Here is a 14,225-nt window from a genome sequence, read left to right as displayed (position 1 = left end):
CGAGGGTTCAGCAGCAGTCAAGTCTAGGCAGGCGCCGGCTCCGAATGGGCCGTGATCGCCGATCGGTCCCGCGACTGCGTGGGAACATCGACGTTGCGAGGCAGCAACACCATGGGACGCCGTGTCGGCGGCCTGCGGTGGAATGGTGTCCGACACCACCGGGTTGTACCGGAGACGCTGTTGCGAGAAGGAAACGAGGAGACCATGTCCGACGTGCTCATCGACCGTCCAGAACTCGAAGGGCTCGGCCAGTACGAATTCGGCTGGGCCGACTCCGACGCGGCCGGCGCCTCTGCGCGCCGTGGCCTGTCGGAAGAGGTCGTCACCGACATCTCCGGCCGCAAGGGCGAACCCGAGTGGATGCGTGCGAACCGGCTGAAGGCGCTGAAGCTCTTCGACCGCAAGCCGATGCCCTCGTGGGGTGCCGACCTGTCGGACATCGACTTCGACAACATCAAGTACTTCGTGAAGTCGACGGAGAAGCAGGCCGAGTCGTGGGAGGACCTCCCCGAGGACATCCGCACCACGTACGAACGCCTGGGCATCCCGGAGGCCGAGCGCCAGCGCCTCGTCGCCGGCGTCGCCGCGCAGTACGAGTCCGAGGTCGTGTACCACCAGATCCGCGAGGACCTGGAGCAGCAAGGCGTCATCTTCATGGACACCGACACGGCGCTGCGCGAGCACCCCGAGCTGTTCGAGGAGTACTTCGGCACCGTGATCCCCGCCGGCGACAACAAGTTCGCCGCGCTGAACACGGCCGTGTGGTCCGGCGGCTCGTTCGTCTACGTCCCCAAGGGCGTCCACGTCGAGATCCCGCTGCAGGCCTACTTCCGCATCAACACGGAGAACATGGGCCAGTTCGAGCGGACGCTGATCATCGCGGACGAGGACTCCTACATCCACTACATCGAGGGTTGCACCGCCCCGATCTACAAGTCGGACTCCCTGCACTCGGCCGTCGTCGAGATCATCGTGAAGAAGAACGCCCGCGTTCGGTACACGACGATCCAGAACTGGTCGAACAACGTCTACAACCTCGTCACCAAGCGTGCGATCGCCCACGAGGGCGCGACCATGGAGTGGATCGACGGCAACATCGGGTCCAAGGTCACGATGAAGTACCCGTCCATCTACCTCGCCGGTGAGCACGCCAAGGGCGAGACCCTGTCCGTCGCCTTCGCCGGCCCCGGCCAGCACCAGGACGCCGGCGCGAAGATGATCCACATGGCGCCGTACACGACGTCGTCGATCGTCTCCAAGTCGATCGCCCGTGGCGGCGGTCGTGCCGGGTACCGCGGTGAGGTCCGGGTCGACCCGGGCGCGCACCACTCGGCCAACACGGTCCGCTGTGACGCGCTGCTCGTCGACACCGTCTCGCGGAGCGACACGTACCCGGCGATCGACATCCGTGTCGACGACGTGCAGCTCGGCCACGAGGCAACCGTCTCCCGCGTCAGCGAGGAGCAGCTGTTCTACCTCATGTCCCGCGGCATGGCCGAGGACGAGGCCATGGCGATGATCGTGCGCGGATTCATCGAGCCCATCGCCCGCGAACTCCCGATGGAGTACGCACTCGAACTCAACAAGCTCATCGAGATGAGCATGGAAGGATCCGTCGGCTAGATGTCCAGCACCACCCCTCCTCCCCACATCGACCAGCCGACGGAGCCCGCGAGCACGCTCTCGTCGGGCGGTACGGACCAGCACGGCGCCCGGGCGCACTCCGACGGCGGCTGGGACATCAAGGTGCCGGTGCAGACGCGTTCCCAGCGGTTCCGCTCGGGTGACGTCAGCGCCTTCCCCGCCGTCACCGGCCGAGAGGTCAACTGGAAGTTCGCGCCGCTCGCCAAGATCCAGCCGCTGCTCGACAGCACGTTGGACGGCTCGGCGTACCCCTTCCTCGCGACCCAGTCCTCGGGCGCCGACGTCGAGTGGGGTCGCAGCGACGACCCCCGCGTCGGCGGCGCCGGACTGCCGGAGGACCGGGCGGCTGCCGCTGCCTGGAGCGCGCGTGACGCCGTCCTGGCGATCACCGTGAAGGGCACGGACGAGCACGAGTTCATCACGGTGACCCGCTCCGACTTCGGCACGCAGCCGCGGGCGGCGCACACGGTCATCACCGCCGAGCCGCACGCGCAGGGCATCGTCGTGATCGACAACCGCGGGTCGGCGCTCCTCAGCGAGAACGTCGAGGTCGTCGTCCGCGACGGTGCGCGCCTCACCGTCGTCACGGTCCAGGACTGGGACGACGACGCGGTGCACGTCTCGACGCACTTCGCCGAGGTCGGCCGCGACGCCTTCCTCAAGCACGTCGTGGTCTCGCTCGGCGGTGACGTCATCCGCGTCAACCCGTCCACGCACCTCGGTGCGCAGGGCGGCGACGTCGAGATGTACGGTGTCTACTTCGCCGACGCCGGCCAGTACATCGAGCAGCAGGTGTACGTCGACCACGACGCCCCGAACACCCGCAGCCGTGTCAACTACAAGGGCGCGCTGCAGGGCCAGGGTGCGCACACGGTCTGGATCGGCGACGTCCTCATCGGACGCTCCGCTCCGGGCACCGACTCGTACGAGCAGAACCGCAACCTGGTCCTGACCGAGGGCACGCGCGCTGACAGCATCCCGAACCTCGAGATCGAGACCGGCGACATCACCGGTGCCGGCCACGCCAGTGCGACCGGTCGCTTCGACGACGAGCAGCTGTTCTACCTGCAGGCCCGTGGCATCCCGGAGGAAGAAGCCCGGCGTCTCGTCGTCCTGGGCTTCCTGGTCGAGGTCATCCAGAAGATCGGTGCGCCCGAGCTCGAGGAGCGGCTCATCGCCGCCGTCGAGCAGGAACTCATGGAGGGCCGGACGGTCCTCGCTGCGCCGGTCGCCGAGGCCGCTGCCGCCGGGTCCGCTCCCGCCGGGGTCGACGCCTGATGGCCGAGAAGGTCTGCGCCGAGAGCGACATCGCGGTGGACAGCCCGATGCGCGCGGTCGTCGACGGCACCGCCATCGCGATCGTCAAGGACTCGGCCGGCACCGTGCACGCCATCGGTGACACCTGCACGCACGGCGACATCTCGCTGTCCGAGGGCTTCGTCGAGGGTGACTCGCTGGAGTGCTGGGCGCACGGCTCGCAGTTCTCGCTGACGACCGGCAAGCCGAAGAACTTCCCGGCGTACGAGCCGGTGCCGGTCTTCCGGGTCGAGGTCCGTGACGGCGACGTCTACGTCGACGTGCACGACCCGGTCCCGGTCGCCTGAGCGCGAACCCACACTCTTCCCGCGGCTGACGCCGCACCACAGCTGCAACCGAAGGAACGCAATGTCCACTCTCGAAATCCGTGACCTGCAGGTCGCCATCGACACCGACCAGGGTGTCAAGGAGATCCTCAAGGGCGTCGACCTGACGATCAACGAGGGCGAGATCCACGCGATCATGGGCCCGAACGGCTCCGGCAAGTCGACCCTGGCGTACACGATCGCCGGTCACCCGCGCTACCACGTCACCGGTGGATCGATCACCCTCGACGGCCAGGACGTCCTGGCGATGAGCGTCGACGAGCGCGCCCGTGCCGGCATGTTCCTCGCCATGCAGTACCCGGTCGAGATCCCCGGCGTGACGGTGTCGAACTTCCTCCGCACCGCCAAGACGGCGATCGACGGAGAGGCACCGGCCCTCCGCGGCTGGATCAAGGACCTCCGTACCTCGATGGCCGACCTCAAGATGGACCCGGCATTCGCCGAGCGCAACGTCAACGAGGGCTTCTCCGGCGGCGAGAAGAAGCGCCACGAGATCATGCAGCTCGAGCTCCTCAAGCCGAAGTTCGCCGTCCTCGACGAGACCGACTCCGGCCTCGACGTCGACGCGCTGAAGATCGTGTCCGAGGGTGTCAACCGTGCCAAGGCGGCGACAGGCCTCGGTGTGCTGCTCATCACCCACTACACGCGCATCCTCCGCTACATCACGCCGGACTTCGTCCACGTGTTCGTCGCAGGCAAGATCGCCGAGCAGGGTGGACCGGAGCTGGCCGAGCGTCTCGAGAACGAGGGCTACGACCGCTACGTGCAGGCCGCAGCCGTCGCACCGGCGGAGTGACGATGATCACCACACTCGCACCCGAGAAGTTCGACGAGGTCGTCGAGGGGCTGAAAGAGGTACAGGACCCGGAGCTCGGCGTCAACATCGTCGACCTCGGGCTGATCTACGACCTTGCCTGGGACGACGAGGCCACGGCGCTCATCATCAGCATGACGCTGACGAGTGCCGGGTGCCCGCTGACGGACGTCATCGAGAACGACACCGCGAACGCGCTGGACGGCATCGTCGACGCGTTCCGCATCAACTGGGTCTGGATGCCGCCGTGGGGTCCGGAGCGGATCACCGACGACGGCCGCGAGATGATGCGCGCGCTCGGCTTCTCGATCTAGCCACGCGACCACAGAACGGACGGGAGGCCCGGTACCAGCTGGTACCGGGCCTCCCGTCCGTCGTCGTGTCCCGCCCGGCGCGCCCGGCGCGCCCGGCGCGCTCTCGCCGAACGGTCACAGAACGTCGTTCTCGTGCCCGCGGACCGACGACCTGTGACCGCTCGGCGTCCCTGAACGGGGTGTCTGACACCCGAGGGACCCGTCCTCTGACGCGCCGGTCAACTCCGCCGAGCGGTCAGGAAACGTCGTTCTCGGCCCTCCGAACCGACGAATCGTGGCCGCTCGCCGGACGACAGGCGGGGTGTCGAGACCGCTCGGCGGACGGCAGGCGGGGTGTCGTGGCCGCTCGCGGGCGTCGGGACGGCTCCCGACCCCGCGTCGCGTCCCCAGAACGGACAGGAGGCCCGGTACCAGGCTGGTACCGGGCCTCCTGTCCGCCATCGGGTGCGGGGCGCTCAGCGGCGGCCGAGCGCCTTCCAGGCCAGGGGCAGCACACCCGCGGCGATGAGGGCCTTGGCGATGCCGCCGATGACGAACGGGTAGAGACCCGCCGCCAGGACGGACTGCAGGTCGTTCGGGGCGCCGAGCGCACCGAGGGCGATCGCGAGGTACGGCAGGCCGGTGACGAAGGGGATCGCACTCGCGAGCAGCATCGCGACCGCGGCCCGCCCGACCTTGCGGTCCCAGTTGCGGCGGGCGAGCCAGCCGATGAGGCCGGCGGCCGGGATGAAGCCGATGACGTACCCGAAGCTCGGCAGGGTCAGCGCGTGCAGGCCGCCCTGGGCGTCGGCGAAGAACGGCGCGCCGGCGAGCCCGACGATCGCGTAGACGAGCATCGAGAGGACACCGCGGCGTGCACCGAGCGTCGCGCCGACGAGGACGACGGCCAGCGTCTGACCGGTCACGGGGACCGGCCACATCGGCACCTCGACCTGCGCCAGCGCGGCGGTGAACAGCGCACCACCGGCGATCAGGGCGGCGTCGGTGGCCAGGCCGTGCGTGCGCAGACGGTCGGCGAGGACTGCGCGGGGAGCGAACCCGGTGGCGTTCGTCATGGATTCTCCTAGAATGGACTGCTGGTCCTGTTCTGGACCATCGGTTCCCGTCAGCGTAGCGGTGCACCTCCCGCACACACCGTTGTGCAAACCCACCAACTGATTGGACGTCCACTGTGCTTGCCGTGCACGAACTCGAGATCCGCGTCGGGGCTCGCCTCCTGATGGAGAACGTGTCCTTCCGCGTCGAGCGGGGTGACAAGATCGGCCTCGTCGGCCGGAACGGCGCGGGGAAGACCACCATGACCAAGGCCCTGGCGGGTGAGGCCGCGCCGACCGACGGCACGATCCAGCGGTCTGGTGAGATCGGCTACCTGCCGCAGGACCCGCGCTCCGGGAACCCCGAGGACACCGCCCGCAAGCGGATCCTCGACGCCCGCGGCCTCGGTGAGCTCGTCGACGGCATCCGCAAGGCCACGCTCGACATGGCCAGCACGGACCCGGCGGTCGCCGAGAAGGCGATGAAGCGGTACTCCCGTCTGGACGACGAGTTCAATGCGCTGGGTGGCTACGCGGCCGAGGCCGAGGCGGCGTCGATCGCGTCGAACCTCAAGCTGCCGGACCGCATCCTCGACCAGCAGCTCAAGACGCTCTCCGGTGGTCAGCGTCGTCGTATCGAGCTCGCGCGCATCCTGTTCTCCGACGCGGACACGATGATCCTCGACGAGCCGACGAACCACCTCGACGCCGACTCGGTCGTGTGGCTCCGCGAGCACCTCAAGACCTACGCGGGCGGTGTGATCGTCATCTCCCACGACGTGGAGCTGGTGGACGAGGTCGTGAACCGCGTCTTCTACCTCGACGCGAACCGGCAGACCATCGACATCTACAACATGGGCTGGAAGCTCTACCAGCGGCAGCGCGTCGCCGACGAGGAGCGTCGTCGCAAGGAGCGCGCCGGTGCCGAGAAGAAGGCCGCGACGCTGAAGGACCAGGCTGCTCGCTTCGGTGCGAAGGCGTCGAAGGCCGCTGCGGCGCACCAGATGGTCGCCCGTGCCGACAAGCTGCTCGCGGGCCTCGAGGACGAGCGCGTGGCCGACCGTGTCGCGAAGATCCGGTTCCCCACGCCGGCTCCGTGTGGTCGGACGCCGCTGATGGCCGAGGGGCTGTCGAAGTCCTACGGCTCGCTCGAGATCTTCGCGGGCGTCGACCTGGCGATCGACCGCGGTTCACGTGTGGTCATCCTCGGGTTCAACGGTGCCGGCAAGACGACGTTGCTCCGCATCCTGGCAGGTGCCGACGCGCCGGACACTGGTGAGGTCCAGCCCGGCCACGGCCTGCGCATCGGGTACTACGCGCAGGAGCACGAGAACATCGACGTCAACCGCACGGTGATCGAGAACATGGTCTCGGCGTCGACCGACCTCAACGAGACCGAGGCCCGCCGGGTGCTCGGGTCGTTCCTGTTCACCGGTGACGACGGCTACAAGAAGGCCGGCGTGCTCTCCGGCGGTGAGAAGACGCGTCTGTCGCTCGCGATGATCGTCGTCTCGGGAGCGAACGTGCTGCTGCTCGACGAGCCCACGAACAACCTGGACCCCGCGTCGCGTGAGGAGATCCTCAATGCCCTCGCCGGCTTCGAGGGCGCCGTCGTCCTCGTGTCCCACGACGCGGGTGCGGTCGAGGCGCTCAACCCCGAGCGTGTGCTGCTGCTCCCGGACGGCACCGAGGACCACTGGAACAAGGACTACGCGGAGCTCATCGAGCTCGCCTGACGCGCGCACCGGCACGACAGACGGAACGGGAGGCCCGTGGCGACACCGCCACGGGCCTCCCGTTCCGTCTGTGCGTGCTGTCGGTCCGTCAGCGACGGGACGTGAGCAGCTCGTCCTCGATCTCGGCGTCCGACTTCGGCTTCGCGTCCTTGCGGCGCTGCCGGTCGAGGGCGCGCTCGCGCTCCTCCGGGTCGTCCTGGTTGAGGTTCCGGTACTCCTGCACCATCACGTAGGCCAGGAACCCGAAGCCCCCGACGGCGAACAGGAACCACTGGATGAAGTAGCTGAGGTGCAGGCCGGTGTCCGCACTGGGGCGGTCCCAGCCGAGGGGCGCACGCTCCGACGGGGCCGGTGTCTCGCTGTCGAGTTGGCCGTACGCACCGGTCCAGATCGGGTGGCCGGCCTTGTCCGCGACGTCCGGCAGCGTGACGGACTGCACCTGGTCGGTGTTCGCCGGGTCGGTGCGGCCGGGGATGCGGGGCTCGGACTGCTGCAGACGCACGACGACGGTGACGGTGCCGGTCGGCGGCGCCGGGATGCTGTCCGGGGCGTCCTGCTTGTTGCCCGTGGGGACCCACCCGCGGTCGACGACGAAGGCGCGCCCGTCGTCGGTGACCAGCGGGACGAGGACCTCGAAGCCGGGCTGCCCGTTGTGGACGCGGTTGCGGACGAGTAGCTGGTGGTCGGTGTCGTACCGGCCGGTGACGCTCGCACGCAGCCAGGTCAAGTCGTTGCTCCAGGTGCCGGCGCGGGGGAGCACCTGGTCGACCGGGACCGGGGCGTGGTCGTAGTTCGCCGCGATCTGGTCGTTCTGGCGGACGGCTTCGTTCCGGCGGTCCCACTGCCACATGCCGAACAGCGTGCAGATGATCGCGAACGCGACGGCGATGGCGAAGTAGCCGAGCCAACGGCGACTGCGGACGAAGTGCCAGCCGACGAAGGGCTCGGCAGGGCCGCCGTCTCGGGCAGACGTGGTGTCGCTGTCCGCCGACGTCACGGAACCGTCCTGCGCCTGGCGGATCCGTGCCGCGTGGCGCCGCCCGTACCGGGAACCGGGGTCGAAGCCCTCGGTCATCGCCCGTCACCCGCGACGCGCGCGGTGGTGTCGTCGAGGTGCTCCACGTCGTCGTCGATGCCGGTCACGCGGACCGGGAACGAGCGCGACCGCAGGTAGTCGGCGAGGAAGTCGCAGTGGTCGTCGCAGGCCGCCCAGATCTTCACGCGGTCCTCGGCGTGGATCCGGGGGTTCCGCCAGTTCACCCGCCACGCGGCCGTCGACGAACAACCGGCCCGCGAACACACCGGCGTCGCGCCGGGTTCGGTGAACAGGTCGAAGGTCGCTCCCATCAGCGGCGGCCGCCGTTCCGTGCGGTCCAGACGCGCGACCGGTCACCGTTGCGCTGCCAGTCCTCCTGCGCACGCCGGGCCTGGTCGCGCAGGCGCTCCTGCTCAGCCCGGTAGGCCTGGGCGCGTGCGTCTTCCTGCTCGTCGCGGAGGCGCGGGTCGACCGCGTCGTACAGCTCGACCGCACCACCCGGTCGGACGACGTCGCCGCCGGTGCGGTTGCCGGCGTTCGCCAGCACGACCGCGACCCAGGGGACGACGGCGGCGGCGACGATCGGCAGCACGGCGATCCAGGAGTGCCAGGCGCTCCAGATCAGCACGGCCCCGACGAAACAGACGACACGGAAGGCCATCTGCCACACGTAGCGGGACAGCCGGTGGGCGCGGTCGATCTCCGGGTTGTCCGGGAGCGTCGTGATGTTCTGCGACGACATCGGCTCTGCGGTCACGTGTTCCGGCACCGATCGCTGGAGCTGGATGCGCGGGCCGCTCGGGTCCTGCGGGTTCTTGCGGTTCATGCGGTGGGGTCTCCGTCTGCCGACCTCCAGTTTACGCCCGGGGGACGACATCCGGACGGTCGTGCGGAGACCGGCCGTCGCGGAGTGCACCGGTAGGCTCGCTGGCGCTGTGTCCGGAGCCGCGAGGCCCCGGCAGGCCAGCGACCACCAGCGAACGGAGCGACCATGACCACCCCCCGTACCGTCCTCATCACCGGCGGCAACCGCGGCATCGGCCACGCGCTGGCAGCCCGCTTCGTCGCCGCCGGGCACCGGGTCGCCGTCACCTCGCGGAGCGGGCAGGGCGGCCCCGAGGGTGCGCTCACCGTGCAGGCCGACATCACCGACACCGCGTCGGTCGACCGCGCCTTCACCGAGGTCGAGGCAGCGCTCGGGCCGATCGAGGTCCTGGTCGCGAACGCCGGCATCACGAACGACCAGCTGCTGCTCCGGATGTCGGAAGAAAACTTCACCAGCGTCGTCGACACGAACCTGACCGGCACCTTCCGCGTGGTCAAGCGCGCGACGAAGGGGATGATGAAGGCGAAGTTCGGCCGCATCGTCCTGATGTCGAGCGTCGTCGGGGCGTACGGGCAGATCGGGCAGGTCAACTACGCCTCGTCCAAGGCCGCGCTGGTCGGCATGGCCCGGTCCATCACGCGCGAGCTCGGCTCCCGCGGCATCACGGCCAACGTCGTCGCGCCGGGGTTCATCCAGACCGACATGACCGCCGCCCTGTCTGACGAGCTGCAGGCCGAGTTCAAGAAGGCGATCCCGGCGGCGCGCTACGGCAGCGTGGACGACGTCGCGGACGCCACGCTCTTCCTGGCGGGCGACGGCGCGGGCTACATCTCCGGCGCGGTCATCCCGGTCGACGGCGGCCTGGGCATGGGCCACTGACCGACTGAGCGCGGGCCGAGCCTCGGCTGGGCGGACACTTTGCGTCGGTTCAGAGGCGCGAACTGTCCGCGGGGCCGAGGCTCGGCCACGCCGCGGCCCGCCGCGCGCGGCGCAGCCGGCCGGCGGCGCGTCAGCCGCGCAGGCCGAGGGTGGCGAGGACGACGGACAGGTCACGGTCGACGACGGCGACGTCCGCCTCCGCCCGCACCCGCGGCTTCGCGTCGAACGCGACGGCGAGCCCCGCGACCGCCATCATCGCCAGGTCGTTGGCACCGTCACCCACGGCCACCGTGCGGGCGAGCGGCACGCCGTCCGCAGCCGCCCAGGACCGGAGCGCGTCCGCCTTCGCCTGCGCGTCGACGACCACACCCGCGACACGCCCGGTGAGCACGCCGTCCTGCGTCTCCAGCCGGTTCGCCCGGCAGTGGTCGAGTCCGAGCCCGGCGGCGAAGGGGTCGAGCACCTCGTGGAAGCCACCCGACACGACGGCGACCGTCCCGCCGGCGGCGTGCACCCCGCGCACCAGCTCGTCGGCACCACGGGTGACGCGGACGGCCTGCTGCGCGCGGGCGAACGTGTCGACCGGGAGGCCCGCCAACGTCGCGACCCGCTCCCGGAGGCTCTCGGCGAAGTCGATCTCGCCGCGCATGGCGCGCTCCGTCACCGCCTGGACCTGTGGCCGGGTCCCCGCCGCGTCGGCGAGGAGCTCGATGACCTCGTCCTCGAGCAGGGTCGAATCGGCATCGAGGACGACGAGGAAACGGGGCACCCGACCACGGTAGCGGGGTCGGGTGCCCCGTGACGTCGTCAGGTCACGACGGGGGAGCGGAACGGGTCAGGCGTCGACGCGGACGCCCTTGCCGACCACCGTGATACCGGAGTCGGTGACGGTGAACCCACGGGCCTCGTCGGCCTCGCGGTCGACACCGACGTGGGCGCCCGGTGCGAGGACGACGTCCTTGTCCAGGATCGCTCGGTTCACGATCGCGCCGGCACCGATGGTCGCGCGCTCGAAGACGATCGAGTCGAGCACCTTCGCCTGCGAGTCGATCGTCGCCCACGGACCGATGACGCTGCGCTCGACCTGGGCTCCGGAGAGCAGGCAGCCGAGCGACACGATGGAGTCCACGGTGGCGCCGGTGTTGCCGTTGGCGTCGCGCACGAACTTCGCCGGCGGCAGGTTGGTCTGCTGGTTGAAGATCGGCCAGTCCTGGTTGTACAGGTTGAAGACCGGGACCGGCGCGATGAGGTCCATGTGGGCGTCGAAGAACGAGTCGATCGTGCCCACGTCGCGCCAGTAGTACTTGTCGCGGTCGTTCGAGCCGGGGACCTCGTTGCGCTGCAGGTCGTAGACGCCGGCGTCGCCGCGTGCGACGAAGTCCGGGATGATGTCGCCGCCCATGTCGTGGTCGGACGACTCGATCTGGCCGTCGCGGAGGACCGCGTCCACCAGGGCGTCGGCGTCGAACACGTAGTTGCCCATCGACGCCAGGACCTCGTGCGGGGAGTCCGGCAGGCCGGTGGCGTCCTTCGGCTTCTCGAGGAACGCCTCGATCCGGGTGGGGTCCGCGTCGTCGACCTTGATGACGCCGAACTGGTCCGCGAGCTCGATCGGCTGGCGGATGGCCGCCACGGTGGCGCTGCGGCCCGAGGCGATGTGCGCCTCCACCATCTGGGAGAAGTCCATCCGGTACACGTGGTCCGCGCCGACCACGACGACGATGTCGGGCCGCTCATCACGCATCAGGTTCAGGGACTGCAGGATCGCGTCGGCGGAGCCGGCGAACCAGCGCTTGCCGAGCCGCTGCTGAGCGGGGACGGAGGCCACGTAGGAGCCGAGCAGCCCCTCCATGCGCCAGGTCAGGGAGACGTGCCGGTCCAGTGAGTGCGACTTGTACTGCGTCAGGACGACGATGCGCTGCAGCCCGGAGTTGACCAGGTTCGACAGCGCGAAGTCCACGAGGCGGAAGTTCCCACCGAACGGCACGGCGGGCTTCGCACGGTCCGCCGTGAGGGGCATGAGCCGTTTGCCCTCGCCGCCAGCGAGCACGATGCCGAAAACCTTCTTCGTTGCCATGTCGCTCACAGTAGGCGTCAGCACTGGGAACCCGTTAGTTTGAACGCGTGCGAGTCGATCTACTGACCAGGGAGTATCCGCCGGAGGTCTACGGCGGAGCCGGTGTCCACGTTGCCCAGCTGACCGCGGCGCTGCGGTCCGGGACGGACACCGACGTCCGTGTCCGGGCCTTCGGGGGCTTCCGCGACGAACAGGGTGTCTGGGCATACCGCACGCCCGCGGGCCTCGAGCAGGCGAACGGTGCGCTGCAGGCTCTCGGCACCGACGTGCAGATCGCGGCCGACGTCGAGGGTGCCGACCTCGTGCACTCGCACACCTGGTACGCCAATTCAGCGGGGCGTCTGGCGCAGCTCACCCACGGCATCCCGCACGTCGTCACGGCCCACAGCCTCGAGCCGCTCCGCCCCTGGAAGGCCGAGCAGCTCGGCGGCGGGTACCGCCTGTCCAGCTGGATGGAGCGCGAGGCGTTCACCAACGCGGACGGCGTCGTCGCGGTGTCGAAGGCGATGCGCGCGGACATCCTGCGCTCCTACCCGTCGATCGACCCGTCCCGGGTGAAGGTCGTCTACAACGGCATCGACATCGACGACTGGAAGCCCGAGCGCGACGACGACGCCGTCCGCGCCCTCGGCATCGACCCGGACCGCCCCAGCGTGGTCTTCGTCGGCCGCATCACGCGCCAGAAGGGGCTGCCCTACCTGCTCCGCGCGGTGGCGTCCCTGCCCGAGGACGTCCAGGTCGTGCTCTGCGCCGGCGCCCCCGACACACCCGAGATCCTCGCCGAGGTCACCGGACTGGTCGAGGACCTGCGGACCCGCCGCAACGGCGTCGTCTGGATCGACCGGATGCTCGAACACCGCGAGATCGTCAACGTCCTCTCGAGTGCGACCGTGTTCGTCTGCCCGTCGATCTACGAGCCGCTCGGCATCGTGAACCTCGAGGCCATGGCCTGCGGCATCCCCGTCGTCGGTACGAAGACCGGCGGCATCCCCGAGGTCGTCGCCGACGGCCTGACCGGCCGCATCGTGCCGATCGACCAGGCGACCGACGGCACCGGTACGCCGACCGATCCCGACCGCTACGTCGCCGACCTCGCCGCGACCCTCAACGAGGTGCTCGCCGACCTCGGGCTCGCCAAGCTCATGGGGCGCGCCGGTCGTCTGCGCGTCGAGAGCGAGTTCACCTGGGGTGCCATCGCCACGAAGACCCGCGCGGTCTACGACGAGGTGCTCGCCGGTCGCTGACCGCGTCGCACGTGCCGACGGCCTGGAGGCCCGGTGCCGGTCCCCGAGACCGGCACCGGGCCTCCTGTCCGTCACCCGTCGTCCACCGCACGCGCGGCGCTGACGGGGGAGCGGACCGCGCTCGCGTAGGCTGGCGACATGCCCTCGGTCGTGCGCTTGTCAGACGTCTCCGTGGTCCGTGACGGGTCCACCATCCTCGACGGGATCTCGTGGGAGGTGCAGGACGACGAGCGCTGGGTGGTGCTCGGCGCGAACGGTGCCGGCAAGACCACGCTGCTGCAGGTCGCCGGGGCGCAGACGTTCCCGACCTCCGGTGAGGTCGAGGTCCTCGGGACCGAACTCGGCGGCGCCGACCTGTTCGAGCTCCGCCCCCGGATCGGCTTCGCGTCGACCGCCCTCGCGCGTCGGATCCCGATGACCGAGAAGGTCATCGACGTCGTCCTCACCGCCGCGTACTCGGTCACCGGCCGCTGGAACGAGGAGTACGAGGAACTCGACGTCCGCCGTGCCCAGCGGGTGCTCGAGGAGTGGGGCCTCGGGGCCTTCACCGAGCGCAGCTTCGGCGAGCTCAGCGACGGCGAGCAGAAGCGGGTCCAGATCGCCCGCGCGGTGATGACCGACCCCGAGGTGCTGTTCCTCGACGAGCCGGCCGCGTCGCTCGACCTCGGTGCCCGCGAGAGCCTGGTGCGCACCCTCGGCGGCTACGCGCAGAGCTCGGACTCGCCGGCGATCGTCATCGTCACCCACCACGTCGAGGAGATCCCCGCGGGCTTCACGCACGCGCTCGTCCTCGCCGACGGCCACGTGCAGTCCGCCGGCCCGATCGCGGACGTCCTGACCGCCGAGACGCTCTCCACCGCGTTCGGCGTCGAGCTCACGGTGTCCCAGGACGCCGGACGCTGGACCGCCCGCGCCGTCTGAACGGGCGCGACACAGCTCCGGGCGCTCCCGATCGGGGCCGTCGTCTGGTAACGTGGT

At 69.9% G+C, this 14,225-nt stretch carries 15 protein-coding genes; 9 read left to right on the top strand and 6 right to left on the bottom strand.

Annotated elements, in window-relative coordinates; translation table 11 throughout:
* Positions 1 to 204: 204 nt before the first annotated feature.
* The 5 genes from sufB to DEI97_RS09295 all read left to right on the top strand — a co-directional run bounded on the left by sufB (position 205) and on the right by DEI97_RS09295 (position 4,415).
* Complete coding sequence (gene sufB, locus DEI97_RS09315) at positions 205 to 1,623, top strand: Fe-S cluster assembly protein SufB (RefSeq protein WP_110902235.1); 1,419 nt, start codon at positions 205 to 207, stop codon at positions 1,621 to 1,623.
* Positions 1,624 to 2,922, top strand: a complete 1,299-nt coding sequence (gene sufD, locus DEI97_RS09310) for a Fe-S cluster assembly protein SufD (RefSeq protein WP_111073531.1) — start codon at positions 1,624 to 1,626, stop codon at positions 2,920 to 2,922.
* Positions 2,922 to 3,248, top strand: coding sequence for a non-heme iron oxygenase ferredoxin subunit (locus DEI97_RS09305; RefSeq protein WP_374609630.1), 327 nt, complete (start codon positions 2,922 to 2,924; stop codon positions 3,246 to 3,248). Before sufD ends, DEI97_RS09305 begins: the two co-directional genes overlap by 1 nt.
* 61 nt (positions 3,249 to 3,309) lie before the next feature.
* On the top strand, positions 3,310 to 4,083 hold the full coding sequence (sufC, locus tag DEI97_RS09300) for a Fe-S cluster assembly ATPase SufC (protein WP_111073529.1): 774 nt from the start codon (positions 3,310 to 3,312) through the stop codon (positions 4,081 to 4,083).
* Between the two features lie 2 nt (positions 4,084 to 4,085).
* Entirely contained in the window at positions 4,086 to 4,415 is a 330-nt protein-coding gene (locus DEI97_RS09295; RefSeq protein ID WP_111073528.1) for a metal-sulfur cluster assembly factor, read from the top strand.
* 455 nt (positions 4,416 to 4,870) lie between these two features.
* On the opposite strand, the gene DEI97_RS09290 is transcribed toward DEI97_RS09295, so the two are convergent.
* Positions 4,871 to 5,470 (bottom strand): biotin transporter BioY, encoded by a 600-nt coding sequence (locus DEI97_RS09290; protein WP_111073527.1) that lies wholly within the window; start codon positions 5,468 to 5,470, stop codon positions 4,871 to 4,873.
* A 116-nt stretch (positions 5,471 to 5,586) separates the two neighbouring features.
* On the opposite strand from DEI97_RS09290, the gene DEI97_RS09285 reads away from it, so the two are divergent.
* A complete protein-coding gene (locus tag DEI97_RS09285) occupies positions 5,587 to 7,185 on the top strand; it encodes an ABC-F family ATP-binding cassette domain-containing protein (RefSeq protein WP_111073526.1) in 1,599 nt (532 codons plus the stop codon).
* 88 nt (positions 7,186 to 7,273) lie between these two features.
* Here DEI97_RS09285 and DEI97_RS09280 read toward each other — a convergent pair whose 3' ends face one another.
* The 3 genes from DEI97_RS09280 to DEI97_RS09270 are packed head-to-tail and all read right to left on the bottom strand — an operon-like array spanning position 7,274 to position 9,047.
* Positions 7,274 to 8,260 (bottom strand): SURF1 family cytochrome oxidase biogenesis protein, encoded by a 987-nt coding sequence (locus DEI97_RS09280; RefSeq protein ID WP_111073525.1) that lies wholly within the window; start codon positions 8,258 to 8,260, stop codon positions 7,274 to 7,276.
* The gene (locus tag DEI97_RS09275) at positions 8,257 to 8,532 is read right to left on the bottom strand and encodes a hypothetical protein (protein ID WP_111073524.1); all 276 of its coding nucleotides are present in this window, start codon (positions 8,530 to 8,532) and stop codon (positions 8,257 to 8,259) included. Before DEI97_RS09275 ends, DEI97_RS09280 begins: the two co-directional genes overlap by 4 nt.
* Positions 8,532 to 9,047, bottom strand: a complete 516-nt coding sequence (locus DEI97_RS09270) for a DUF3099 domain-containing protein (RefSeq protein WP_220039166.1) — start codon at positions 9,045 to 9,047, stop codon at positions 8,532 to 8,534. The genes DEI97_RS09275 and DEI97_RS09270 overlap by 1 nt, the downstream gene beginning before the upstream one ends.
* 165 nt (positions 9,048 to 9,212) lie before the next feature.
* Between DEI97_RS09270 and fabG the strand changes: the two genes are divergently transcribed.
* Positions 9,213 to 9,926, top strand: coding sequence for a 3-oxoacyl-ACP reductase FabG (gene fabG, locus DEI97_RS09265; protein ID WP_111073523.1), 714 nt, complete (start codon positions 9,213 to 9,215; stop codon positions 9,924 to 9,926).
* A gap of 130 nt (positions 9,927 to 10,056) precedes the next feature.
* Here the strand turns inward: fabG and serB are convergent, their stop codons facing one another.
* Positions 10,057 to 10,695 carry a phosphoserine phosphatase SerB gene (serB, locus tag DEI97_RS09260; protein WP_111073522.1) on the bottom strand — a complete coding sequence of 213 codons (639 nt, stop codon included), beginning with the start codon at positions 10,693 to 10,695 and terminating at the stop codon, positions 10,057 to 10,059.
* Between the two features lie 66 nt (positions 10,696 to 10,761).
* Positions 10,762 to 12,003 (bottom strand): glucose-1-phosphate adenylyltransferase, encoded by a 1,242-nt coding sequence (glgC, locus tag DEI97_RS09255; protein WP_111073521.1) that lies wholly within the window; start codon positions 12,001 to 12,003, stop codon positions 10,762 to 10,764.
* Positions 12,004 to 12,050: 47 nt separating this feature from the next.
* Between glgC and glgA the strand changes: the two genes are divergently transcribed.
* Positions 12,051 to 13,247, top strand: a complete 1,197-nt coding sequence (gene glgA, locus DEI97_RS09250) for a glycogen synthase (protein ID WP_111073520.1) — start codon at positions 12,051 to 12,053, stop codon at positions 13,245 to 13,247.
* Positions 13,248 to 13,385: 138 nt separating this feature from the next.
* Entirely contained in the window at positions 13,386 to 14,168 is a 783-nt protein-coding gene (locus DEI97_RS09245) for an ABC transporter ATP-binding protein (protein ID WP_111073519.1), read from the top strand.
* The last annotated feature ends 57 nt before the right edge of the window (positions 14,169 to 14,225 follow it).

This window comes from Curtobacterium sp. MCLR17_032 (assembly GCF_003234795.2).
Lineage (GTDB): Bacteria > Actinomycetota > Actinomycetes > Actinomycetales > Microbacteriaceae > Curtobacterium.
The sequence above is the reverse complement of the archived record's forward strand: the minus strand, read 5'-3'. Positions and strand labels throughout refer to the sequence as shown.

Bases quoted from the DNA above. Each gene is read 5' to 3' on its own strand.
- sufB (WP_110902235.1), top strand. From the start codon at position 205: ATGTCCGACGTGCTCATCGACCGTCCAGAACTCGAAGGGCTCGGCCAG.
- sufD (WP_111073531.1), top strand. From the start codon at position 1,624: ATGTCCAGCACCACCCCTCCTCCCCACATCGACCAGCCGACGGAGCCC.
- DEI97_RS09305 (WP_374609630.1), top strand. From the start codon at position 2,922: ATGGCCGAGAAGGTCTGCGCCGAGAGCGACATCGCGGTGGACAGCCCG.
- sufC (WP_111073529.1), top strand. From the start codon at position 3,310: ATGTCCACTCTCGAAATCCGTGACCTGCAGGTCGCCATCGACACCGAC.
- DEI97_RS09295 (WP_111073528.1), top strand. From the start codon at position 4,086: ATGATCACCACACTCGCACCCGAGAAGTTCGACGAGGTCGTCGAGGGG.
- DEI97_RS09290 (WP_111073527.1), bottom strand. From the start codon at position 5,470: ATGACGAACGCCACCGGGTTCGCTCCCCGCGCAGTCCTCGCCGACCGT.
- DEI97_RS09280 (WP_111073525.1), bottom strand. From the start codon at position 8,260: ATGACCGAGGGCTTCGACCCCGGTTCCCGGTACGGGCGGCGCCACGCG.
- DEI97_RS09275 (WP_111073524.1), bottom strand. From the start codon at position 8,532: ATGGGAGCGACCTTCGACCTGTTCACCGAACCCGGCGCGACGCCGGTG.
- DEI97_RS09270 (WP_220039166.1), bottom strand. From the start codon at position 9,047: ATGAACCGCAAGAACCCGCAGGACCCGAGCGGCCCGCGCATCCAGCTC.
- fabG (WP_111073523.1), top strand. From the start codon at position 9,213: ATGACCACCCCCCGTACCGTCCTCATCACCGGCGGCAACCGCGGCATC.
- glgC (WP_111073521.1), bottom strand. From the start codon at position 12,003: ATGGCAACGAAGAAGGTTTTCGGCATCGTGCTCGCTGGCGGCGAGGGC.
- DEI97_RS09245 (WP_111073519.1), top strand. From the start codon at position 13,386: ATGCCCTCGGTCGTGCGCTTGTCAGACGTCTCCGTGGTCCGTGACGGG.